The 19,873-nt window shown below is 49.5% G+C and carries 25 protein-coding genes; 19 read left to right on the top strand and 6 right to left on the bottom strand.

The window, feature by feature from the left end; translation table 11 throughout:
• The first annotated feature begins 72 nt into the window (after window positions 1-72).
• The 3 genes from MKY48_RS22145 to MKY48_RS22135 all read left to right on the top strand — a co-directional run bounded on the left by MKY48_RS22145 (window position 73) and on the right by MKY48_RS22135 (window position 1,829).
• Entirely contained in the window at window positions 73-696 is a 624-nt protein-coding gene (locus MKY48_RS22145) for a TraX family protein (RefSeq protein ID WP_339290853.1), read from the top strand.
• 56 nt (window positions 697-752) lie between these two features.
• A complete protein-coding gene (locus MKY48_RS22140) occupies window positions 753-1,184 on the top strand; it encodes a hypothetical protein (protein WP_076325046.1) in 432 nt (143 codons plus the stop codon).
• A 69-nt stretch (window positions 1,185-1,253) separates the two neighbouring features.
• A complete protein-coding gene (locus MKY48_RS22135) occupies window positions 1,254-1,829 on the top strand; it encodes a macro domain-containing protein (RefSeq protein WP_076325045.1) in 576 nt (191 codons plus the stop codon).
• A gap of 225 nt (window positions 1,830-2,054) precedes the next feature.
• Here MKY48_RS22135 and MKY48_RS22130 read toward each other — a convergent pair whose 3' ends face one another.
• Entirely contained in the window at window positions 2,055-2,252 is a 198-nt protein-coding gene (locus MKY48_RS22130) for a hypothetical protein (protein WP_339266300.1), read from the bottom strand.
• A gap of 87 nt (window positions 2,253-2,339) precedes the next feature.
• On the opposite strand from MKY48_RS22130, the gene rpiA reads away from it, so the two are divergent.
• The 4 genes from rpiA (at window position 2,340) to MKY48_RS22110 (ending at window position 4,781) form a co-directional block, all read left to right on the top strand.
• Window positions 2,340-3,056: a ribose-5-phosphate isomerase RpiA gene (gene rpiA, locus MKY48_RS22125; protein WP_339266298.1), complete on the top strand. Its 717-nt coding sequence runs from the start codon at window positions 2,340-2,342 to the stop codon at window positions 3,054-3,056.
• Window positions 3,057-3,105: 49 nt separating this feature from the next.
• The gene (locus tag MKY48_RS22120) at window positions 3,106-3,555 is read left to right on the top strand and encodes a MarR family transcriptional regulator (protein ID WP_076325043.1); all 450 of its coding nucleotides are present in this window, start codon (window positions 3,106-3,108) and stop codon (window positions 3,553-3,555) included.
• 30 nt (window positions 3,556-3,585) lie between these two features.
• Window positions 3,586-4,017, top strand: a complete 432-nt coding sequence (locus MKY48_RS22115; protein WP_339266296.1) for a GNAT family N-acetyltransferase — start codon at window positions 3,586-3,588, stop codon at window positions 4,015-4,017.
• 128 nt (window positions 4,018-4,145) lie between these two features.
• Window positions 4,146-4,781: a GDSL-type esterase/lipase family protein gene (locus MKY48_RS22110; RefSeq protein WP_076325041.1), complete on the top strand. Its 636-nt coding sequence runs from the start codon at window positions 4,146-4,148 to the stop codon at window positions 4,779-4,781.
• An 83-nt stretch (window positions 4,782-4,864) separates the two neighbouring features.
• On the opposite strand, the gene MKY48_RS22105 is transcribed toward MKY48_RS22110, so the two are convergent.
• A complete protein-coding gene (locus MKY48_RS22105; RefSeq protein ID WP_339266293.1) occupies window positions 4,865-5,536 on the bottom strand; it encodes a tetratricopeptide repeat protein in 672 nt (223 codons plus the stop codon).
• Window positions 5,537-5,714: 178 nt separating this feature from the next.
• Between MKY48_RS22105 and MKY48_RS22100 the strand changes: the two genes are divergently transcribed.
• Together MKY48_RS22100 and MKY48_RS22095 are read left to right on the top strand one after the other, a co-directional pair.
• A complete protein-coding gene (locus MKY48_RS22100) occupies window positions 5,715-5,969 on the top strand; it encodes a helix-turn-helix domain-containing protein (protein WP_076325039.1) in 255 nt (84 codons plus the stop codon).
• A 181-nt stretch (window positions 5,970-6,150) separates the two neighbouring features.
• The gene (locus MKY48_RS22095) at window positions 6,151-6,282 is read left to right on the top strand and encodes a sporulation protein YjcZ (RefSeq protein WP_083397613.1); all 132 of its coding nucleotides are present in this window, start codon (window positions 6,151-6,153) and stop codon (window positions 6,280-6,282) included.
• A 276-nt stretch (window positions 6,283-6,558) separates the two neighbouring features.
• Here the strand turns inward: MKY48_RS22095 and MKY48_RS22090 are convergent, their stop codons facing one another.
• Window positions 6,559-8,532 (bottom strand): stalk domain-containing protein, encoded by a 1,974-nt coding sequence (locus MKY48_RS22090; RefSeq protein WP_339266290.1) that lies wholly within the window; start codon window positions 8,530-8,532, stop codon window positions 6,559-6,561.
• A 393-nt stretch (window positions 8,533-8,925) separates the two neighbouring features.
• Window positions 8,926-9,132, bottom strand: a complete 207-nt coding sequence (locus MKY48_RS22085) for a DUF5316 family protein (RefSeq protein WP_339266288.1) — start codon at window positions 9,130-9,132, stop codon at window positions 8,926-8,928.
• Between the two features lie 477 nt (window positions 9,133-9,609).
• Here MKY48_RS22085 and rsmD point away from each other — a divergent pair, with 477 nt between their 5' ends.
• Both rsmD and coaD read left to right on the top strand, forming a co-directional pair.
• On the top strand, window positions 9,610-10,215 hold the full coding sequence (gene rsmD / locus MKY48_RS22080; RefSeq protein ID WP_076325254.1) for a 16S rRNA (guanine(966)-N(2))-methyltransferase RsmD: 606 nt from the start codon (window positions 9,610-9,612) through the stop codon (window positions 10,213-10,215).
• The gene (gene coaD, locus MKY48_RS22075) at window positions 10,205-10,720 is read left to right on the top strand and encodes a pantetheine-phosphate adenylyltransferase (protein WP_076325035.1); all 516 of its coding nucleotides are present in this window, start codon (window positions 10,205-10,207) and stop codon (window positions 10,718-10,720) included. Before rsmD ends, coaD begins: the two co-directional genes overlap by 11 nt.
• Here coaD and MKY48_RS22070 read toward each other — a convergent pair.
• Window positions 10,698-11,930, bottom strand: a complete 1,233-nt coding sequence (locus tag MKY48_RS22070) for a nucleoside recognition domain-containing protein (protein WP_339290850.1) — start codon at window positions 11,928-11,930, stop codon at window positions 10,698-10,700. The two genes, coaD and MKY48_RS22070, sit on opposite strands and share 23 nt — an antisense overlap.
• 113 nt (window positions 11,931-12,043) lie before the next feature.
• Between MKY48_RS22070 and MKY48_RS22065 the strand changes: the two genes are divergently transcribed.
• Window positions 12,044-13,084, top strand: a complete 1,041-nt coding sequence (locus tag MKY48_RS22065) for a SepM family pheromone-processing serine protease (protein ID WP_076325033.1) — start codon at window positions 12,044-12,046, stop codon at window positions 13,082-13,084.
• Here MKY48_RS22065 and MKY48_RS22060 read toward each other — a convergent pair.
• On the bottom strand, window positions 13,074-14,309 hold the full coding sequence (locus MKY48_RS22060) for a nucleotidyltransferase (RefSeq protein WP_339266281.1): 1,236 nt from the start codon (window positions 14,307-14,309) through the stop codon (window positions 13,074-13,076). The two genes, MKY48_RS22065 and MKY48_RS22060, sit on opposite strands and share 11 nt — an antisense overlap.
• A 197-nt stretch (window positions 14,310-14,506) precedes the next feature.
• On the opposite strand from MKY48_RS22060, the gene MKY48_RS22055 reads away from it, so the two are divergent.
• The 7 genes from MKY48_RS22055 (at window position 14,507) to fabG (ending at window position 19,784) form a co-directional block, all read left to right on the top strand.
• Window positions 14,507-15,016, top strand: a complete 510-nt coding sequence (locus tag MKY48_RS22055) for a DUF177 domain-containing protein (protein ID WP_339266279.1) — start codon at window positions 14,507-14,509, stop codon at window positions 15,014-15,016.
• A gap of 53 nt (window positions 15,017-15,069) precedes the next feature.
• Window positions 15,070-15,243 (top strand): 50S ribosomal protein L32, encoded by a 174-nt coding sequence (gene rpmF / locus MKY48_RS22050; protein ID WP_006211382.1) that lies wholly within the window; start codon window positions 15,070-15,072, stop codon window positions 15,241-15,243.
• A gap of 142 nt (window positions 15,244-15,385) precedes the next feature.
• Window positions 15,386-15,997 carry a transcription factor FapR gene (gene fapR, locus MKY48_RS22045; RefSeq protein ID WP_179090709.1) on the top strand — a complete coding sequence of 204 codons (612 nt, stop codon included), beginning with the start codon at window positions 15,386-15,388 and terminating at the stop codon, window positions 15,995-15,997.
• A 24-nt stretch (window positions 15,998-16,021) separates the two neighbouring features.
• Window positions 16,022-17,008 (top strand): phosphate acyltransferase PlsX, encoded by a 987-nt coding sequence (gene plsX, locus MKY48_RS22040; RefSeq protein WP_215156350.1) that lies wholly within the window; start codon window positions 16,022-16,024, stop codon window positions 17,006-17,008.
• Between the two features lie 8 nt (window positions 17,009-17,016).
• Entirely contained in the window at window positions 17,017-18,006 is a 990-nt protein-coding gene (locus MKY48_RS22035) for a beta-ketoacyl-ACP synthase III (RefSeq protein ID WP_339266275.1), read from the top strand.
• A 49-nt stretch (window positions 18,007-18,055) separates the two neighbouring features.
• On the top strand, window positions 18,056-18,988 hold the full coding sequence (fabD, locus tag MKY48_RS22030; protein ID WP_339266273.1) for an ACP S-malonyltransferase: 933 nt from the start codon (window positions 18,056-18,058) through the stop codon (window positions 18,986-18,988).
• A gap of 46 nt (window positions 18,989-19,034) precedes the next feature.
• Entirely contained in the window at window positions 19,035-19,784 is a 750-nt protein-coding gene (gene fabG, locus MKY48_RS22025) for a 3-oxoacyl-[acyl-carrier-protein] reductase (RefSeq protein ID WP_339266271.1), read from the top strand.
• Window positions 19,785-19,873 lie beyond the last annotated feature (89 nt).

Genomic DNA, 19,873 nt, shown 5'->3' with positions numbered 1-19,873 from the left:
CAACCCATAATAGATATATCGATTTCAAGTACATATAGATTCAACATCTTCGAGTGCGAGGAGGGGGTTATCATGCAGTGGATCGCCATGCTGACGATGCTGATTGATCATGTAGGACTTGTGTTTTTTCCGCATCAGGAGATTTGGAGAATCATCGGCCGCATTGCTTTCCCAATCTACGTCTATGCTCTCGTTCAGGGGCACCGCTACACTTCTTCGAGACCCAAGTATATCATTCGACTGGCCGTCATTGCGGCAATCTCCCAAATTCCCTATCAGCTTGCGCTGGATCTTAAAGGGTTGAATGTAGTCATTACCCTGGTAGCTGGAGCCATCGTTTTGTATGTGCTGGAACGATCGGATTCCCAGCTGTTATCATGGATGATTGTTGTTGCCGCCTGTGCGCTAATGAGCGAATTTCCGTTTGATTACGGAGCTTACGGCCTGCTGTTGATCTTGATTTTCCGATATGCCCAGGCCAGCTGGCTTGTTCCGCTTCATATTGTGTTGAACCTGTTATTCTGGTTCCTTAATAACTGGGAGCTGCAGATGTGGAGTGTCATCCCGACGGCTGCGATAGCCTATGGCCCGCATATATGGAGGAAGCTGGAGTCTATCCGGGTGAGCCGCTGGGTATGGCGTTCATTTTATCCTCTGCATTTGCTGATTATTGCGTTATTACGGGTGTTTTTATAGAGAAGAACTCTTTAGGTTAATGCCTGATGGATGATTATATACAAGGAGAGACATACATGTTCAATATCGCAATTGCTGCCTGCATTCTATTGTTCGCGGCGGCGGGTTACATCGCATTCATGAATTCCAAATTAATTGCGGATAAAAAACGGGAAGCATACATTCCTCCGCCTGCTTCGGAATATACCGTTTATATGACGCCTCAGTTCACGGAGGAGGACAAAAGATCGATGAGTCCCATCGGCGTCATGGAATTTCGCGATCCACAAGGCATGATGAAGGTATATCTTTGCCGGGTCAAGAATGAGTCGGAGGATTTGAAGCTGGAGCAAGCTGGCAATGTGTTTCTTCATCATTTGACGAAGGCCAGGGATACCGGCACGCTGATGTTCTACCGTACGGTGGAGGAAGCGCTGCAAGGAGCGGAAGAGAAGAGTTTGACCGATCGACTGTCTGCAGCTGCGAAAAAAAAGCCCAGAACAGAATAGGCAAACAGGGTCAATCCACCCACTTGCGGGGTAATAGAGAAATAAAAGACCGAAAGGAGATTTTCCGAAATGAAAACATTTATAATCGGAAGGACATCGGTCTCCGTCTTTATAGGCGATATTACGACATGGACGGGCGACATTATCGTCAATGCTGCAAATTCGGGACTGCTGGGTGGAAAAGGCGTGGACGGCGCAATTCACAGCGCCGGCGGCCCGGAGATCATGGAGCAGTGCATGGAAATTCGCAAGCAGCAAGGCGGCTGCCCGCCAGGCAATGCCGTGATTACCGGTGCAGGTCGGCTGCCTGCCCAGCATATCATTCATACGGTCGGCCCGATATGGGAGGGCGGTGGACGGCGGGAGGAGCATACGCTGGCGGAATGCTACCGCAACAGTCTCTTGCTTGCAATCGAGGTGGGTGCCAGAAGCATCGCCTTTCCTAATATAAGCACGGGTATCTATGAGTATCCTAAGGCTCCGGCATGTGATGTTGCGTTAAAGGCGGTTACGAAGCTGCTTGAGGAAGATTTGCCGGATAACCGCCTGGATCGGATTGACTTCGTTTGTTTTTCTCCTGATAATGAAGAGCTCTATGTCCATTGGCTTGAGCAGTACACACAGGAGAAGGAGGCGCAAATATAAAATAACCCCACAAAGTGGAGCCTATGCTTCGATGCTTATTCCAAATACTTTGCAGGGACCCCCAAAAACAAACCTCTATCGAGGCCTTTCAAGGATGAGCGACCGGATTCAAAGGTAGGTTTTTGCGATTATAGAATTGTTCAGCTCCGCTGAAAAATTATAAATTCTGTAATCTTAATGAAAGTCAGGGGCGCAGTTAGCGCCCCTGACGTTTGTCAGTCGGCTTTACATATGATAGGATCCGCTTGGCTCAAACAGTACCCATTCCAGCAACGTGATCATATCGTCGAGGCGGGCTTCCTGATTGAGAAGGGAGGCTCGCTCCGGACTGTTCTCTTCGAGAGCAGCCAAGCGGGTTTGCAGCTTTTTCTTCTGCATCGTAAGTTCATTGATCTTGGATTTGATCTGGTTCTCTGTTCGCATGGTATAATCCTTTCGTTTGGTATGAAATCCATCAATTTACCCCATATTATAGCATTTGATTCAGCTTAAGACGAAAGAGGGGTTCACATGACGAGTGAATATTATATGAAGAAAATGGCGGCAGAGCATGCCGCCAAGTATGTGCAGGATGGAATGAAGATTGGGCTGGGCACAGGCTCAACCGCTTATTACGCCATTCTCAAAATCGGCGAGATGGTCCGATCCGGACTCTCGATCCAGGCCGTGGCTACCTCTGAAGCTTCGGAGAAGCTGGCGATGGAACAAGGAATATCCCTGACGCCCATACATCAGATCGATCGCTTGGATCTGACGATTGACGGGGCTGATGAGCTGGACGACCAGCTGCGGTTAATCAAGGGAGGGGGCGGAGCGCTTCTCCGCGAGAAGATCACTGCTTTTCACAGCGAACGGCTTGTGATTGTAGCAGATGAAGCGAAAGCCGTAGCTCAACTCGGCGCTTTTCCGCTGCCGGTTGAGATTGTCCCTTTTGCTTATGAGTGGACAGTTCGGTCACTGGCCCAGCTTGGCTGTACGGTGCAAATCCGTTGTAAGCAAGATGAAGGGTTTTATGTTACGGATAACGGGAATTATATTGCTGATTGCCGGTTTCAGCATATTGCCCACCCAGAGGAATTGAGCTCCCAGCTAGGCGTCATTCCGGGCGTGGTTGAACATGGGCTGTTTATCGGTATGGCCGACCAAGCGATCATAGGCTGCCAGGATGGAACGGTACGGATACTGCATTCCGGGAGCATAGAAGCAAAGAATACATTTGACAGTTGATCCGGCGTTCATTAACCTTAATAACATGATATCTCTCGGAGGGTGAAATATGTCGGATATTCAAGAACACGAGGATACCCCGTTACATTTGCTGGTTGTCCTTGCCAGAGCTTATAACGCAGTTATGACACATTCGAATCGCAGCATCAATAGTCACGGATTGAACTCCACCGAATTCGGTGTATTGGACGTACTCTATCACAAAGGACCGCAGCCGCTGCAGAAAATTGGGGAGAAGGTGCTCATCTCCAGCGGTAACATTACATATGTGGTGGATAAGCTTCAAAAGAAAAACCTGCTGGTTCGCCGGGCTTCCGCTGAGGACCGCCGCGTTATTTATGCTGAGCTTACCGCAGAGGGACAAGAATTCTTCGAAGCCATTTTTCCTCAGCATCAGGAATTGATGGTTAAGGTGCTTAGCGGTTTGTCGGAGGACGAGAGAGCGCAGGCGGCGATGCTGCTGCGCAAGCTGGGAATCAGTGCAGAGAAGATGTTGTAGACCTATACAAGTTTTAGATTGGAGATAAGTATGCTTAAAGATATAACGGTGCAAGCGATACAACCCGAAGTAAAGGAACTGCTCAGTTACTCGGTATTTCCGGATCCGGAAGCGGTGGATCAGGCTGCAGCTTCTTATCAGACGGGCCGCAGCCGGTTGTTTGGATATGAAGAGGATGGGCTTCTCTTAGGAGTCATCGGTTTTGATATCGATCAGGACGAGCTTACCATTCGGCATCTTGCCGTTCTTCCGGAGAATCGGGGAAAGGGATATGGTCGCGGATTGATTTTGGAGCTGCTCCTTGAGGTTCAGCCTAAACCGGCCCGAGTGATTGCGGAAACGGACGAAGAAGCCGTAAACTTCTATCGCAGTATCGGCTTTGAGGTATACAGCTTGGGAGAGAAGTATCCGGGCGTTGAAAGATTCCGCTGCATCTACGAGGTGGAGGAGTCCGAAGAATAAGCTATTCAGATTACAAGCATGTTTGCCGTCTTGGAGTGTAATTAAAATTGCCATTCAAGACAATAAACCCGTTTCGCAATGGCGGCATTCCTCATATAATGTCGTAACGAGCGGGGCAGGGGGTGAACATGTTGGTGTACCATTATACCGCTGTCGGCGATTCCTTGACCTTTGGGTTTGGGGCGATGCCTGGCAGCGGTTTTGTTCCGTTATACCGTCGGATGGCGGAGGAGAAGCTTCGCCAGTTCGTGGCCCATGAGAATCTCGGGGTCAACGGATTAACCTCGGATGAGTTATACGATCGGGTAGTTCAGCTTCCTACGTTTCGCTATCATCTGCAGCAGGCCCAGATCATCACGATATCGATCGGAGGCAATGACTTGATACGTGCGGTAAAGTCCACGGGAGGTCGACCGAATCGGGAGGTGCTGGACGCTGCCTTGTATCGATGTCAGAATCATGTGGCTAATATCGTCAAACATATCCGAAAAATAAAGTCACCAGTCAGCAAACCTTATTATATTCGCGCTATCGGTCTGTATAATCCATATCCGGCCTGGACGGAGGCGACGGAATACGTGATTCGGTTCAATCGGCATTTGATGGGGTTAAGCGACGGCTATTTTCGCGTAGCTGATATTTACACACAATTTTCTGGCCGAGAGAAAGAACTGATGTCGGTGGACGGTTTACACCCGAATGGCCGAGGGTACCGGGTGATCGCGGAACAATTAAATCGACTTGGGTACAAGCCACTTGCATAGAAAACCGAATGATCAAAAAAAGGGTGTCCCATGGTCTCTTGACCGCGTGGACGCCCTTTGGTTTATATATAATCACTTATGATTTATAATAATTTCCTAAAAAAACTTCGCACCGCCCATTTACGTTCTTGCCGTTTTTTGTATTTCGGCAGTGACCGATACACATCCAGCGATTCCTGATAGGACTTTTTGGCATCCTCAGTCCTTCCAAGCGATTGATACATATAACCAAGCAAATAAAAGGCTTCGCTGGAGGAAGAGTGAATGGAATGGAACTGTTCCAAATAATGGAACGCCTTCTCCCGATCCGAATCCCGAAATGCATCAGCAAGCCGAAGAAAAGGCCGGCCATATTTGACCCTCGGATTAATCTCAAGGGCACGCATAATATTCGCTTCCCCTTGTGTGATGCTGCCGGTATGCAGGCGTGCATTTCCAATATCGTCCCAGAATTCGGCGGAGTCCTCTAGACTGGATGCTATGGATTCCAACAGCTTCAGGGCTTCCCCATACTTACGGCGCTCCAAGAGTAATCTGGCAAGCTCGTGTCTTGATGAAACGTCGCTGGGACTAACTGCAATCTGTCTGCGCAGCTTGGAAATATTCCGTGCACGTTTGATTGGCTTTGTCAAACTGGGAAATACCCCGACAAAACGGCGATCCAGCACATACACGATGAGAAGCAGCACCAGGATCGCCGTAATCGGATTACCGAAGATGTAGAACAGAAATCCAAAAATGATGAGTTTAAACAAAAGAGATCCCTCAATTTCTATGTAAAGTTGTAACACAAATTATACCATAACATGGATTTATTTAGGTAGAAATACCATCGGTTCTATAGACCTTGAAAGCATGCGCATGTCGGAATAGGCCCTAGGTATTGAAAGAAGGTCGATGATAGCCGATAAAGGTAGTAAAGAGGTGATAATCATGGCGAAAAAGGGACAGACATTCCATCATTACAGTTTCGAAACGAAGAAAAAGGCAGTCGCCATGCGGCTGGAAGGTATGACTAAGAAAGAAGTGGCATCCGCCTTACAAATATCAGATATCGGACGGCTGAAAGTGTGGATGCGCAAATACCGTGAGTTGGGCGAGGAAGGTTTGGTCGATCGCCGCAGAAAAATTGTATATTCAGATCCTGAGACCGATCGGGATGAAAAAGAACAACTTTCGCAGGTATAGACAATTAGTGATCGCATGAGGCGTGGTGGAACGACGGTTAAACCACGCCTTTTTCATATCGGAATCAAAGGAAATGTTCAATCCAAATCCGGCAGATTCCAAAGCATGGGCTGATTCATTATTCTTAACCCGAACAGGCGGCAGCCCAGTTCATTTGAGCGGAACCAACATAACATGTGGTATGTTCAAAAAAGGAGGGATTCATGTGAGCGGAGTAGGAGAAGGTTATGGTGGCTATGGATATGGCTCTTCTGTAGGTGCTATTTTGGTATTATTCATCTTGTTGGTGATCATTACTCGCGCATTTATCTAATCCATCTCTTGAGTGAACAAACCAATTGAATCAATAAGTGATACCGAGCACCATGAGCAGTCACAACGACAGACCGTCCTAAAGAGGCATGGCCTCTTTTTAGGGCGGTCCTGTTTTTTTGAAGCGAGAATCGGCTTTCATGACTTGTCATGAATCATCGTTTTAACCGTCTATCAGAGCATCACTAATAAAAACAGACCGCTCGAGAAGAGCGGTCTGTTCTTGGGAGAACGAATATTATCCGGTCAGAGGTCTGGCCCCGGCCTGTTACTCATGTTACATCATAATCAGTATAACTTTACCGTTTACGAAAGATACGATATCGAAATTCGAGTACCCCCAGGTTTCAATGGTTTTACCGCCGCCAGTGGTAATGTCCTTGGCTGCCGGGTTCCCCCATGAAAGCTGCACCTGTTCTTTTGTCATGCCGAGGGAAACCTGGCCTGCTTTAATCTGTTTCCAGACCGATGCGGACCATTTGTATTTTTGATAAGGATCGTAATTTAATAAAGAAGAACGGTCTGCAAACAGCTGCAGCACTTCCGAAGAGCGCATAGGATAGCTTTTCACTGTTTTTCCTGATGCCGTTTTGAAGATCACGTTGAATTCGCCTTTGTCGTCCGGCAAAATGTCGGTTACCGATAATTTCGAGAAGCGTTCCAGGTCTTCGAAATCATTCACCCAATACGTTCGGCCGATGAATTTAACCAAGCTGCCTTGCATGGCTTTTTTGATCAAGCCAGCCGTTTCGTTAGAGACAATAGTCATCTCTGCATCGCTTCCGAAGGAGATATTCGCTTGTTTCCACTTGGTATCCCAGCTGATTTTCGCACCCAGAACATCGGATAACACGGCGGCCGGAATCAGCAGCTCGCCTTTGTCTTTGATCGGTGCTGCTTTTAGGCGCAGCGGACTATCATTCAGCTTGGCCTGGTTGCTGCCTGCTGTAAGCGAGAGCACGGTCTCTTCGAACTTGGCCTCCACGGCTCCGTTTTTGGTCGAGTAGGCGCCGCCCAGTGCCTGAATGACGGATTTCGCCGGCACCATGATATTCCCGTTGATCTGTTTTGCATATTTCAAATTGTTGCGCAGGCTGGACGATACCGTTATCGATTTGGACAGACCACCCGAGGTTACCGTAATCTGTGTCTTGCCAACGCCCGCAGACTTAAGGGTTCCATTCTTCTGCATGTTCATCAAATAAGGCTTCTCTATATCGATCTGGGCATCTTTAATCGGTACTTTGATCTTGGCCCCGTTCGTGTAAGTCTCCTGGATACTGACTTCCAGGACATCCCCTACATAAGGCTTGGCATCGGATACCGAAACCGATACGGCCTTAACGACAGGCACATCAACCGATTTGTTCTGTCCATCCTGGTGATGGATCCAGCTTCCGTCAGAGCGCTGCGCATAGAATCCCTCCGATAGATCCTTTGCATTTCCGTAAATGGAGGTTTTTACGATCCCGCTCAGTCCGGAGACCTGCTCCTTGAGCTTCCAGCGGTCTTTATACACTCCGGTTGTCCATACGGTTCCGTCTTGGAGCGTCACAATCAGAAGATCCGTCGGCTCATTGGAAGCATAAACGATATGAGCTGCATTCTGAGCGACGGTAACTGGTATGATGCGCCCGTTATCGTCAAAGTTGGACGTTTCGTATACAACCACGTCACCGTTGTCACGCAAAAGGGCTACACGCCCGCTGTGAACCGTCATGGATTTAACCCCTGAAGGGTTTTCCACGATGCCGAGCTTCTTGAATTGTCCATTTTTGTAGTTATCCTGCAGTAACAGCTCCCCGTTGGAGGACAAGGCGGCAAATTCTTGATCGGCATTGGCGATGAGCAAAATGCCGCTGAGGTTTTTTGCTTTTTCCGAGCCGCCCCATACGGTACCGTCTGACTTCAGCCAGTAGTAACCCGCTATCTGCTTCACGCCGCTTGTTCCCGGAACGACCTGGGGTCCCTTGCCGATATCCCATTCCACTAATCGCCCATCCTGCGTCATACCAATGCCTTCGTATTCATAACCGCTGATGGCTGCAACTTTACCCGGCGTCCGTATGGCATGTCGTCCGTCAATCAGGGACCACATGGAGCCATCGCTCATCAGGTAGGTGTTTCTTCCCGCAATATCGCTGATCTGGAGCCTGGACTCTTCGGCAGCAGCGATCCCGTGCGTCGTGCCCGCAAAGCCAAGTCCCACCAGCATGCTGAACAATACGAGAACATACAACGTTCTTCTCACTTACATGACCTCTCTTCACTGTAACATTAGGAATATTTTTCAAACAGATTTATTGATTCGACAAAATCGGTGTTATTCCTGCAAAGGTTGCGTGGCGTTATGACCTTAAAGAGGGGAACAAAAAAACGCTCGCCGGATATCCGGGGGCGTCTTGCCAGTTAAGCTCGCGATTGTATGATGAACTGCGTCGGCCTAACGGTGTTAAGTTAAGGGGATTGCCAAGGGGATCATCGGTAGCAGAAACCTGATTAAGTAATATCGGTTCCCCCTCAATATCAATAAAGCCTCGTATAAATCATTCTTCATCGTTTCGATTTTGGCGAATTTCCTGAACGGTGCTTCTGTGCTTTTATTCTGCGCTGCGGGGAGCAAGTAAATGTTCAAAGTGCCAACTTAGCGGAACAAATACACAATGCCGGCGACCGCAAGAAATACGAAACCGGCTAATAAGAACCAGTTGGCTACTCTCTCTCTGGATGCGCGGTCGTCCTTGGATTCAGCATAGAAGTTGGCTCTTTGTTGGTATCCCGTAATAAACGCTCCGGATAGAAGCGCTGCAATCAACAAGCAAGCCAATCCTGCATATAAAAACAGGTTCATCACGTGTTCCTCCCATCATGCCCTTTATCGTTAGAACGTTGGCTGAGAGGGATTGGTTATGCTTTTCATATAAGGTTAGGTGAACCGTCTGACTAGAAGGTGAGGATTGATATGGAAAAAAGCCGCTCAACGAGGTGAGCGGCTCAACATAAAAAAAGAACTAAATCCCTGTAATAGACATTGCCGTTACAGGGATTTAGTTCGGGAACCTCCGAAGAGATTCCCTCATGGGAGAGGAGAAACCGGACGAAGAGCTTATGGGGAAACGTAAGTCTTCTCCGCGGTTGTCTACGACATTCATTGATGTCGATATTTCAAGGATGCCCGGCTGCGGTAGAAATATACCTGACTTTGAAAAAAAATGGAGAGACGTTATGTTTCGTTTTTCATATATGGGATGATTGTGTTACGATAATTACTGTCAATGGCGTTGTCTTGGCAATGAATTTATAGATAATGAAACGGGTGAATGAAGCAGTGAGAGTAGTATCCGGAAGTGCAAAGGGCCGGCCGCTCAAAAGTGTGCCTGGTACAAGCACCCGTCCGACGACGGATAAAGTGAAAGAATCCATATTCAGTATGATCGGTCCTTACTTTGAGGGGGGCGTCCTGCTTGACCTGTTCGCAGGCACGGGAGGCCTTGGCATTGAGGCATTAAGCCGGGGGATGGAACGTGCTGTTTTTATTGATGTGGAGCCGAAGAGCATCAGTACGATCAAGGATAATTTGAAGGCAACCAGGCTTGAAGAAGGCGCCGAGGTGTACCGCAATGATGCGGCACGAGCGCTAAAAGCGCTAGAAAAGCGCGGCTACAGCTTCGATCTGGTCTTTTTGGACCCGCCATACAGGTTTAAGAATGGTGATGAGCTGATGCTGGACATGGCAGAGCGAGGTTTGCTGCAAGATTCAGCTGTGGTGGTATTGGAATACGAATCAAGCTACAATTATCCTGAGAAATTTGGTGACTTTTGTTGTTTCCGGACTGCGAAGTACGGAGAAGCCGCCATATCGATATACCGTTACGACACAGCGCAAGATCAAGCGTCAGAGCTTGATGAGGAGGAATTACAGGATGAGAAATGAGAATACTAGTACATACCGTGTTGCCGTATACCCGGGAAGTTTTGATCCGGTCACCATGGGACATATGGATATTATCACACGCGCTTCCAAGCAGTTTGATCTGCTTATTGTGGCCGTGTTGAATAATCTAAGCAAGAACCCGCTGTTCACGATTGAAGAGCGCAAGGACCTCTTGAGACAGGAAACAGCACATCTTCCGAATGTGGAAATCGACAGCTTCCGTGACCTTCTGGCGAATTATATCCGCCAGAAGAATGCCCAGGTCATTGTACGGGGGATCCGCACGGTGACCGACTTTGAATATGAACTTCAATTAGCATCCACCAATCATAAGTTGAATCCGGATGCGGAGACGATCTTTATGATGACACACCCGAAATATTCGTTCCTGAGCTCAAGTCTTGTTAAGGAAATCGCGCATTTTAATGGAGATACAACGGATCTGGTCAGCCCCGAGGTCCATGCCGCGATGCGCCGTAAATTTAGTGGCGATAACGGTCAATAAGACGGGAACACAGCCAGAACGCCGCTATCAATAATAAGCAGATTACGCCTTGAACCTGCAAGAATGAAGGCAATCCACTCCAAAAGTTGAAGTGCTGATCAGCGTTGGCGTGATCCAGCGGTTCCGTTCGGAAGGCTGGTACGATGCCTGCTGATAGGGCGCTGAACGGTTTCCACATGGCCAGTGTAATCGCAAAGGCGAGCACCGAATGCAAGGCTCGCTTCACCATAAAGTAACGCCAAGAGAGACCAGTCTCCTGCATCAGCGACAGGCTTTGCAGTTGAGCGCTGATTCCGCTCCATGCCAGTGCGGCGGACAGTACAGCCAGCTGCAATATGCCTGCTTGGAATGCCGATGAGCTGATGGATTGGGCTGCCAGATGGGCCTCCAATAGTCCAGATACAAGATAGGGCGGAAGCTGCGGCAGCAGGTGACCGGTCAATACTCTTGTCAGGACGGCGAAGAACAAGATAAAGCCGCCTGTCATCATTAAAGTTTGAACCGAACGGGTAACGGAGTCGCCCAGTAACTTGCCAAAGCTCCGTCCATCCCGCTGATGGGCCTCCAGAGCAGCAGTCGCTGCCCTTTTTAAAAGGGGACGTTGGGTAAATTTGCTTGATCGGACTTTATTTAACGATGCTGTAAACTGCCGTGTTCCTTCTGAGGAAGCCGGTTTATGGAAAAGCCCGAATATCCAAGCGGCCAGCAGTCCGGAAATCCAATGAACGATCAGCAGCAGATAACCAGTTTCCGGTTGATGGAGCAGACCAGTTCCGATGACAACGAGAATGGTCATTGGATTGCAGAAGTGGGATAAAGCGGCGAGCCTTCCGGCCTCATCGGCACGAAGCTCGCCTTGTCTATACATTCCGGAGGCGGCCTGCGCTCCTGCCGGGAACCCGGCTGTCATTCCTGTTATAAGAACCCAGCCGCCAGCACCGGGAAGTTTGAATATTTTTTTCATCAAAGGGTCCAGCAGTACGCCAACTCCATGGGCCCAGCCATAGGCGATGAGTATTTCCACCAGAACGAGAAACGGCAGCAAAGCGGGAAATACGATATTCCACCATAGCTTTAGTGCTTGCAGGGTGGCTTGGAAGGCAGGTTCGGGCGCGCTGACGACAGCCAGTACAAGCAGGAAAGCGGCAGCACCCAGCAGGATGGTGTTCCACAGCCCGTTTGATGACTTGACGGCGTTGTCTTTATTCATAAGGAATCTCCTTTCAGCGTAAACATGGCTAGTACAACTTTATGCAAAGGAGACAACCGTCAGACCAAACTTGGTGGAAGGCTGGATATATAAGGCGGAGGGAAGGAAACTACATGAAGAAGTCTGTAAAACCGAATGGCTTAAAAATTGCGCTGTATTTATTAATGGTTGGGGTCATGCTGTACGTTGTCGTTTATATGCCGACCCCTTATCTTGTATACCAGCCGGGGAGCGCCGAGGAGGTTCGCCCCATGATCAATGTCGAGAAGAGCGATCCGGCGGAAGAGGGCACATTTATGATGACAACCGTTTCGGCAAGCTATGCCAATATGGTTTTGTTAATGATGTCTGCGTTTAATCCCAATTCGGAGGTTGTGAAAAAGGCCGAGAAAATGGGAGATCAGAGTAAGGACGAATATGCAGCCACACAAGTGTATTACATGAATTCTTCCCAGTCCGCTGCAATGGAAGCCGCTTATCAAGAAGCTGGTATTGACTACAGTATCGAGCCTGCTTATGTATTCGTGATGTCGATCTCCGAAAAATCTGCTAATGCCGAGCATTTCCGGCCTGGCGATAAATTGATCAAGATTGATGGGCAGCCGGCAGAGGATAATGAGAAAATTGCCAGCCTGTTAAGCGAGAAAACGATCGGGGAAGTGGTGTCCGTGGAGCTTGAACGCAAGGGGAAAACCGTTAAGGAACAGGTTCAGCTTGTTAGCATTAAGGATGAGAAGACCGGAGCGGAGCGTCCGGGTCTTGGCGTCATGATTGCGACGATGCAAAGCGTAGAGCCGGCGAATCCCGATCACACGATTCATTTTGCGGATACCAATATCGGTGGACCTTCAGCCGGACTGATTTTTACCCTTGAAATCTATAACCAGCTCACCGAAGGTGATTTAAGCAGAGGTTATCGGGTAGCGGGAACGGGTACCATTGACAAATCAGGCGCCGTAGGTCCTATTGGCGGCGTGAAACACAAGATCGTGGCGGCTGACCGGAAGGAAGCCGATATCTTTTTTGTGCCGCAAAAAAATTACGATGAAGCCAAGAAGCGGGCGGACCGAATCAAAACGGATATGAAGTTGGTCCCGGTTGACGATCTGCAGGATGCAGTAGATTATCTGGAGCAGCTGCCGCCTAAGGGGTGAGTGGCGGCAGCAGGTAATCGCTGTAGTAATGGCGGATATCCGGCTTAGGGTGTCCGTTGGCGTATACGGCGGCTGCCATCAGGTCCCTCTCCAGCTGAGGATGCTCCAGCGTTGTCGGCTTCTGGATAACAGGTAGCGAGGCGCTCTGCTTCATTCGTTTCAGCAAGGAACGCCCTGTGTCGCTGAAGCCAAGGACCCTGATATATCCCGGACCTTTGGCCAGCTCCTCGCGATTCATGGATGCCTTGTCATGATTGAGCATGATGTGCAGGAGCATACGCTGAAGTTTGGTGCGGGTATAGCGTTTGGTCTTCAACGCTTCGAGGAGAGACCCAACCGTGGGCTGCTTCAACTGCGCAAGCATGCGCTGAACACGATATTCCAAGCCTTCGGTAACTTCAAGGAAGCCTTCAAGCTGCGCGGGTGTATGCGTGAGTAGGGATTGAAACAGCGGCTGACGAAACTGTTCCCAGTGGACGGGAGCTAGTCCGCTTTCCATTTCCCGCTCCATGATGTTGTGCGTGAATTCGGGGATGTAGGGTCTGGCTGCTTCCAAGCCCTGTGAAAGAATGATGTTACGGATGGCGGTTGCACTGGCAATGGACGAGTCTCCCGGCAAGGGATCGTGGTAGTGCGCGTTTTCTCTTGGAATGGTGTAGGGTGTAATGCGGCTGCCAAGGCGGTGGAGGGCAATCAGATAGTGCAGGCCCAAGGAATTGTTCGGCTGCGTGAGCAGCTCTTGCAAATGGGCAATTGCTTGTCCGGACTCGCCGAATAGGGCTGCAGCGGCAGCACCGTAAGCGGACGGGAAGTTCATGCCTTCCCGGAGATGCCTTTCAATTTCGGATTGGAGCTCGCCGGATTCGCTGGCAAGCGAACGGGACAGCGGTAGAAGCTGCTCCAGCGTACCGCTCTCCGATCCGAAGGAAAGACAGTCCACCACCCCGGTAGCTTCCAGAATAGCTATCGCACCGTATGCAAACCATTCTGCAGGCTGCACGGCATAGGTTACCGGCAGCTCGATGCACAGATCTACTCCCATGGCAAGGGCCATTTCGGCGCGTGCGCGTTTGCCTGCAATAGCAGGTTCGCCGCGTTGGAGAAAAGGACCGCTCATCACTGCAACAACGGCATCCGCCCCTGTTACTTCTTTGGATTTACGATAATGCAGAACATGACCGTTATGTAAGGGATTATATTCAACGACAATGCCAACCGTCTTCATTAGTTTCAACTCCTTGATAAGAATATAACATAATTACAGGACGTTCCTGCAACAATAAGCTCATCGCCATATATGGGTGATAATCTCGTTGTAGCGTGAGAAATATCGGGGAACAATCATGGTTCTTTAGGGTTATCCTGTTGACAAAAGTCTTTGGGAATCGGTATAATAATCTTTGTTTGTTTGGAGTGATGGATATGCTAATTCAATTTCGTAAATTGACAACCAGCGATCAACCGTTACAGTTCCATCAAACCGTGGATGTAAGCAATGCCGTTAAGGATCGGAAGGACATTATTGCTGTTCAGCCATTAGACGTGGATTTGACAGCAGCCTCATCGATTTCTGGTACGGTGGATGTTCATGGAAGGTTGCAAGGCGAGCTGGAGATGAATTGCTCCCGCTGTCTGAGGCCGATCAGTGAACATGTGCACATCCCTTTTCATGAAGTATTCCAGCCGGTGGTAGATCCTGAATCGATTCAGGATGAGAATGATGACACTACATACGTGCAAGGTGAGAGTGTGGATCTCACTCCCTATGTAGAAGAAGCATTTTTGCTCCACCTGCCGCTAGCTCCGGTGTGCAAAGCCGACTGCAAGGGACTCTGCCCGAATTGCGGCAAGGACCTGAATGAAAGCACGTGCAACTGCGATACGGAAGTGATCGATCCTAGGCTAGCCGGACTGAAGGACTTCTTTAAATGATGATGGATTTGGCACCCGTGTTCAGCGGGTTGAATTGATAAGGAGGTGGGAACATGGCAGTACCTCAACGTAGAACGTCCAAAACACGTCGTGACAAGCGTCGTACTCATTTTAAGCTGGCTGTGCCAGGCATGGTGAAATGCGAGCAATGCGGAGAATTGAAACTTGCTCATCGCGTATGTAAAGTATGCGGAACGTATAAGGCAAGAGAGATCATCAAACAATAATTTTTAAATAAGTAGTACTTCATCTTTGGTGAGGTGCTATTTTTTTTGTCTGAAGTCCCCCTTTCTTTTTAACGTGACATGATTTATACTTAACATTAGTACCAGGTTCTAATATTTGCGACTAATTTACATATATGTATGTTTGAAGAATGGCGGCTTTCATAGCGGCAGAAGGAGTTGTTTCGTCATCGATCGTTTATCCAAGAAAGACCGTCACCAGCGGCTGATTCAGCTGATCGACGAGAATCCCTTTGTTACAGACCGCGAGTTGACTCGCCAGCTTAAAGTGAGCATTCAGACGATACGCCTTGACCGTATGGAACTTGGCATCCCGGAGCTTCGTGAGCGAATGAAGCAGATGGCGGAGCATTCTTATGACCAGGTTCGTTCCTTGTCACTCGAAGAGGTGATCGGGGATGTCGTTGACTTGCAGTTGGACAAGAGCGGAATATCGATATTTGAAATCCGTGAGGAACATGTATTCAGCAAAACGCGAATTGCCCGCGGGCATTACGTGTTCGCTCAAGCCAATTCACTTGCCATTGCCGTAATCAATGAAGAAATCGCGTTGACGTCTTCAGCGGATATACGGTTTTTGAGACAGGTGCGTCTCGGCGAGAAATGCATTGCCAAAGCCTACGTTAGGTCCATTGCCGGCCAGAAGGGAAAGGCCAAGGTGGAAGTGTTTACTTATGTCGCTGATGAAATGGTGTTTCAGGGGAATTTCGTAATCTACCGATCTGCAGGAGAATGACATAAGTAAAGGAGGAAGTTTGGCATGAGAATTGCGATTGATGCGATGGGCGGCGACAACGCTCCCCAGAGTAACGTCGAAGGCGCGCTCATTGCTGCACAGGAATGGAGCGATACCGAGATCATTCTCGTAGGGGATGAAGCGCAGATTGGAGCACTGTTGAAGGACAAACCGTCCAATCTGAAGGTGGTTCATGCAAGTGAAGTCATAGAAGCGGAGGATGAGCCGGTAAAGGCTGTCCGCCGGAAGAAGGATGCTTCAATGGTTGTGGCGGGGCGCATGATTCGCGAAGGCGAAGCCGATGCCATGATCTCGGCAGGCAATACGGGGGCCCTCATGACAACCGGACTACTCGTCGTGGGCAGGATGAAGGGGATTGAGCGGCCTGCGCTTGCGCCAATGATTCCTACTCTCGATGGCAAGGGGATGCTCGCCTTGGATCTTGGAGCGAATATGGATTCGAAGCCTGAGCATCTGCAGCAGTACGCATTAATGGGCAGCCTGTATCGCGAGAAGGTGCATGGAATCACCAAACCTCGGGTCGGGCTGTTAAATGTCGGTACCGAGCCGGGCAAGGGCAATGAACTGACGAAGCATGCTTATCCGTTGCTGGAGGAGCTGCCCATTCATTTTGTTGGCAATGTTGAGTCCCGCGATGTCATGAACGGTGTTTGTGATGTACTCGTATGTGATGGGTTCTCGGGCAATATTTTGTTGAAATCGATTGAAGGAACAGCTGGCGCACTCTTTTCGCTGTTGAAGGAGCAGTTCAGCAAGTCTCTTAAGACCAAGATGGCTGCCGCCTTGATGATGCCAGAGCTTCGCAGCCTGAAATCGACGCTTGATTATAAGGAGCATGGCGGAGCGCCTCTGCTTGGTCTGGGCGGTCTGGTCGTTAAGAGCCATGGTTCATCGGATGCGAACGCCATCAAGAATGGGGTTCGCCAAGCGCGGACGGCGCTGCAGAACCGATTGGTAGAGAGTATTTCGAATGAAATCAGCGGGAAGTGAGTGAGGAAATGAACAATTTGCGTCCAGTCGGTATTATTGGCACAGGCAAATACGTACCTGAAAAAATATTGTCAAATCATGATTTAGAGAAAATGGTAGATACAAGCGATGAATGGATTGTCTCGATGACGGGAATCCGGGAACGGCATATTGCCGCTCCAAATGAAGCGACGTCGGATTTGGCTTACCACGCTGCTGTGAACGCGTTGAAATCAGCCGGAATGAACGCCGAGGATCTGGACTTGATTATTGTGGCGACCATTACGCCGGATATGTTCTTTCCATCGACCGCATGTTTGCTTCAGGATCGGCTTGGAGCCAAAAAGGCGGCGGCATTTGACCTGTCGGCTGCTTGCTCGGGATTTGTATACGGCCTGGCTACAGCTACAAATTTCGTGAAGACGGGCATGTACAACAATGCTTTGGTGATCGGAGTGGACTGCTTGTCCCGCATTACGGACTATACCGACCGTAATACCTGCGTTCTATTTGGCGACGGTGCCGGAGCGGCGATTGTCGGCGAAGTGCCGGAAGGCCGCGGGTTCCAAGCCTTTGATCTTGGTGCGGAAGGTGCAGGCGGAGCGCATCTGTACATTGAGGCAGGCGGTTCGAGATTACCGGCTTCTGCTGAAACAATTAACACGAATAAACACTTTATTTATATGAACGGCCGCGAAGTGTTCAAATTTGCGGTACGGGTAATGGGATCTGCCACGGAAGCTGTATTATCCAAAGCAGGCATCGACAAAAAGGATATCGACTTATTCATTCCTCATCAAGCCAACATCCGGATTATTAAATCTGCCATGGAGCGTTTGGAGCTTCCGGAAGAGAAAGTCATGATCAATGTTGATAAATACGCCAATACCTCAGCCGCTTCCGTGCCGTTAGCTCTTGTCGAAGCACAGGAGTCCGGCCGCCTGAAAGAAGGAGACAAGGTGTTGATGGTTGGGTTTGGTGGCGGATTAACATGGGGTTCCTCCGTACTTATCTGGTAAACATAACAGCTTTTAGGCCTAGTGAAATAAGAGAAGGGAGCTCACGATTTTGGGTAAAACAGCATTTATATTTCCTGGTCAAGGCGCTCAGTCCGTCGGAATGGGTAAGGATGCCTATGATGCGGTTCCTGCTGCAAGGGATCTTTTTCTAGCCGCGGATGATCAGCTTGGATTTCCGCTCAGCTCCATTATTTTTAATGGTCCTGATGAAGATTTGAAACAAACGGTAAACACTCAGCCAGCTCTACTCGCAACCAGCATGGCTTACCTGGAAGCCATTCGTGGAAAGGGGATCGAACCGGATTACGTTGCGGGCCATTCCCTCGGCGAATACAGTGCACTTGTATGTGCAGGCGTGCTTTCGTTCGAAGAAGCTGTGTCGATCGTTAGAGCCCGCGGAGAATACATGGAGGCAGCCGTTCCCGGAGGTCAAGGCGCAATGGCAGCCGTGCTTGGCGCAGATCGTGAGGCTTTGTCCGAGCTGTGCAAGCGCATTTCGGCAGAGGGACATGTTGTAGAACTTGCGAACATGAACTGTCCGGGGCAAATCGTCATCTCGGGTTCAGCTCAAGGCGTCGCAGCTGCTGCAGAAAGAGTGAAGGAAGCTGGCGGCAAGCGGGCTATCCCCCTGGAGGTTAGCGGACCCTTCCATTCGACCTTGATGAAGGAGGCGGCTGACCGGCTGGCTGGTAAACTGGAGCAGGCTGCGTTTAATACCCCTTCCGTGCCGGTAGTTGCCAATGTGACGGCGCGTTCGGTAGAAGATGCCGCTGCCATCCGCGGTTTGCTGGTGGAACAGGTATACTCCCCCGTGCTTTGGCATGACAGCGTGGAATGGATGATCGCTCAAGGCGTGGATACCTTCGTCGAGATTGGTCCTGGCAGCGTGCTCAGCGGTTTGATCAAGAAGATTGACAAATCCGTCAAAGTCATTAATGTAAATAGTCTGGACAGCGTCAGCAGTTTGGAGACCGTAGTATAAATAACGATGGATAAAAACCAGATCACTCTGGAAAGGAGGAATAGGTATGAGTGAAGCTCTAAAAGGACAGACTGCGCTTGTTACGGGTGCTTCCCGCGGCATTGGCCGGAGCATTGCTCTTGGACTTGCTGATCTGGGCGCTAACGTTGCTGTCAATTATGCAGGAAGCGAAGCGGCCGCAACCGAGGTTGTGGAGGCGATTCGCGCAAAGGGCGTATCGGCCATCGCGGTTAAATCCAACGTTGGACGGACTGAAGAAGCCGATGCCATGGTAAAGCAGGTGATGGAGACTTTTGGTCGAATTGATATCCTGGTGAATAATGCAGGGATTACTAGAGATAATCTAATCATGCGGATGAAGGAAGAGGAGTTCGATCAGGTGATCGAAACGAATCTTAAAGGGGTATTCAATTGTCTTAAGGCGGTGACGCGTCCCATGATGAAACAACGTTATGGACGCATTATCAATATATCCTCCGTTGTCGGAGCGCTTGGTAATCCGGGGCAAGCCAACTATGTTGCGGCCAAAGCCGGAGTCATCGGTCTGACCAAATCAGCCGCGCGGGAATTGGCTTCCCGCGGGATTACGGTGAACGCTGTGGCTCCTGGTTTTATCGATACCGATATGACCCGGGAACTTCCTGAGGACATGCGGGAAGGCCTGCTTGGCGGAATTCCGCTCGCCCGACTGGGTCAGCCGGAGGAGATTGCCGGCGTGGTTGCTTTTCTAGCATCTTCCAGTGCATCCTATATGACTGGACAAGTCCTGCATGTGGATGGCGGCATGTATATGTAGACGCCGCTACTGTTCCGGCGCTGGCCGCCGGGCATTAAAACGTTTTCAAATGCCTTCTATGGCAATTTGAAGTCATATCTCGTATAATT

The organism is Paenibacillus sp. FSL W8-0187, from assembly GCF_037969755.1.
Lineage (GTDB): Bacteria > Bacillota > Bacilli > Paenibacillales > Paenibacillaceae > Paenibacillus_AQ.
This window is presented reverse-complemented; position numbering and strand designations above follow the sequence as displayed.

What these genes read in the sequence shown, in the direction of transcription:
- MKY48_RS22145 (WP_339290853.1), top strand. Translation starts at nt 73, where the DNA reads ATGCAGTGGATCGCCATGCTGACGATGCTGATTGATCATGTAGGACTT.
- MKY48_RS22140 (WP_076325046.1), top strand. Translation starts at nt 753, where the DNA reads ATGTTCAATATCGCAATTGCTGCCTGCATTCTATTGTTCGCGGCGGCG.
- MKY48_RS22135 (WP_076325045.1), top strand. Translation starts at nt 1,254, where the DNA reads ATGAAAACATTTATAATCGGAAGGACATCGGTCTCCGTCTTTATAGGC.
- MKY48_RS22130 (WP_339266300.1), bottom strand. Translation starts at nt 2,252, where the DNA reads ATGCGAACAGAGAACCAGATCAAATCCAAGATCAATGAACTTACGATG.
- rpiA (WP_339266298.1), top strand. Translation starts at nt 2,340, where the DNA reads ATGACGAGTGAATATTATATGAAGAAAATGGCGGCAGAGCATGCCGCC.
- MKY48_RS22120 (WP_076325043.1), top strand. Translation starts at nt 3,106, where the DNA reads ATGTCGGATATTCAAGAACACGAGGATACCCCGTTACATTTGCTGGTT.
- MKY48_RS22115 (WP_339266296.1), top strand. Translation starts at nt 3,586, where the DNA reads ATGCTTAAAGATATAACGGTGCAAGCGATACAACCCGAAGTAAAGGAA.
- MKY48_RS22110 (WP_076325041.1), top strand. Translation starts at nt 4,146, where the DNA reads ATGTTGGTGTACCATTATACCGCTGTCGGCGATTCCTTGACCTTTGGG.
- MKY48_RS22100 (WP_076325039.1), top strand. Translation starts at nt 5,715, where the DNA reads ATGGCGAAAAAGGGACAGACATTCCATCATTACAGTTTCGAAACGAAG.
- MKY48_RS22095 (WP_083397613.1), top strand. Translation starts at nt 6,151, where the DNA reads ATGTTCAAAAAAGGAGGGATTCATGTGAGCGGAGTAGGAGAAGGTTAT.
- MKY48_RS22085 (WP_339266288.1), bottom strand. Translation starts at nt 9,132, where the DNA reads ATGAACCTGTTTTTATATGCAGGATTGGCTTGCTTGTTGATTGCAGCG.
- coaD (WP_076325035.1), top strand. Translation starts at nt 10,205, where the DNA reads ATGAGAAATGAGAATACTAGTACATACCGTGTTGCCGTATACCCGGGA.
- MKY48_RS22070 (WP_339290850.1), bottom strand. Translation starts at nt 11,930, where the DNA reads ATGAATAAAGACAACGCCGTCAAGTCATCAAACGGGCTGTGGAACACC.
- MKY48_RS22065 (WP_076325033.1), top strand. Translation starts at nt 12,044, where the DNA reads ATGAAGAAGTCTGTAAAACCGAATGGCTTAAAAATTGCGCTGTATTTA.
- MKY48_RS22060 (WP_339266281.1), bottom strand. Translation starts at nt 14,309, where the DNA reads ATGAAGACGGTTGGCATTGTCGTTGAATATAATCCCTTACATAACGGT.
- MKY48_RS22055 (WP_339266279.1), top strand. Translation starts at nt 14,507, where the DNA reads ATGCTAATTCAATTTCGTAAATTGACAACCAGCGATCAACCGTTACAG.
- rpmF (WP_006211382.1), top strand. Translation starts at nt 15,070, where the DNA reads ATGGCAGTACCTCAACGTAGAACGTCCAAAACACGTCGTGACAAGCGT.
- plsX (WP_215156350.1), top strand. Translation starts at nt 16,022, where the DNA reads ATGAGAATTGCGATTGATGCGATGGGCGGCGACAACGCTCCCCAGAGT.
- MKY48_RS22035 (WP_339266275.1), top strand. Translation starts at nt 17,017, where the DNA reads ATGAACAATTTGCGTCCAGTCGGTATTATTGGCACAGGCAAATACGTA.
- fabG (WP_339266271.1), top strand. Translation starts at nt 19,035, where the DNA reads ATGAGTGAAGCTCTAAAAGGACAGACTGCGCTTGTTACGGGTGCTTCC.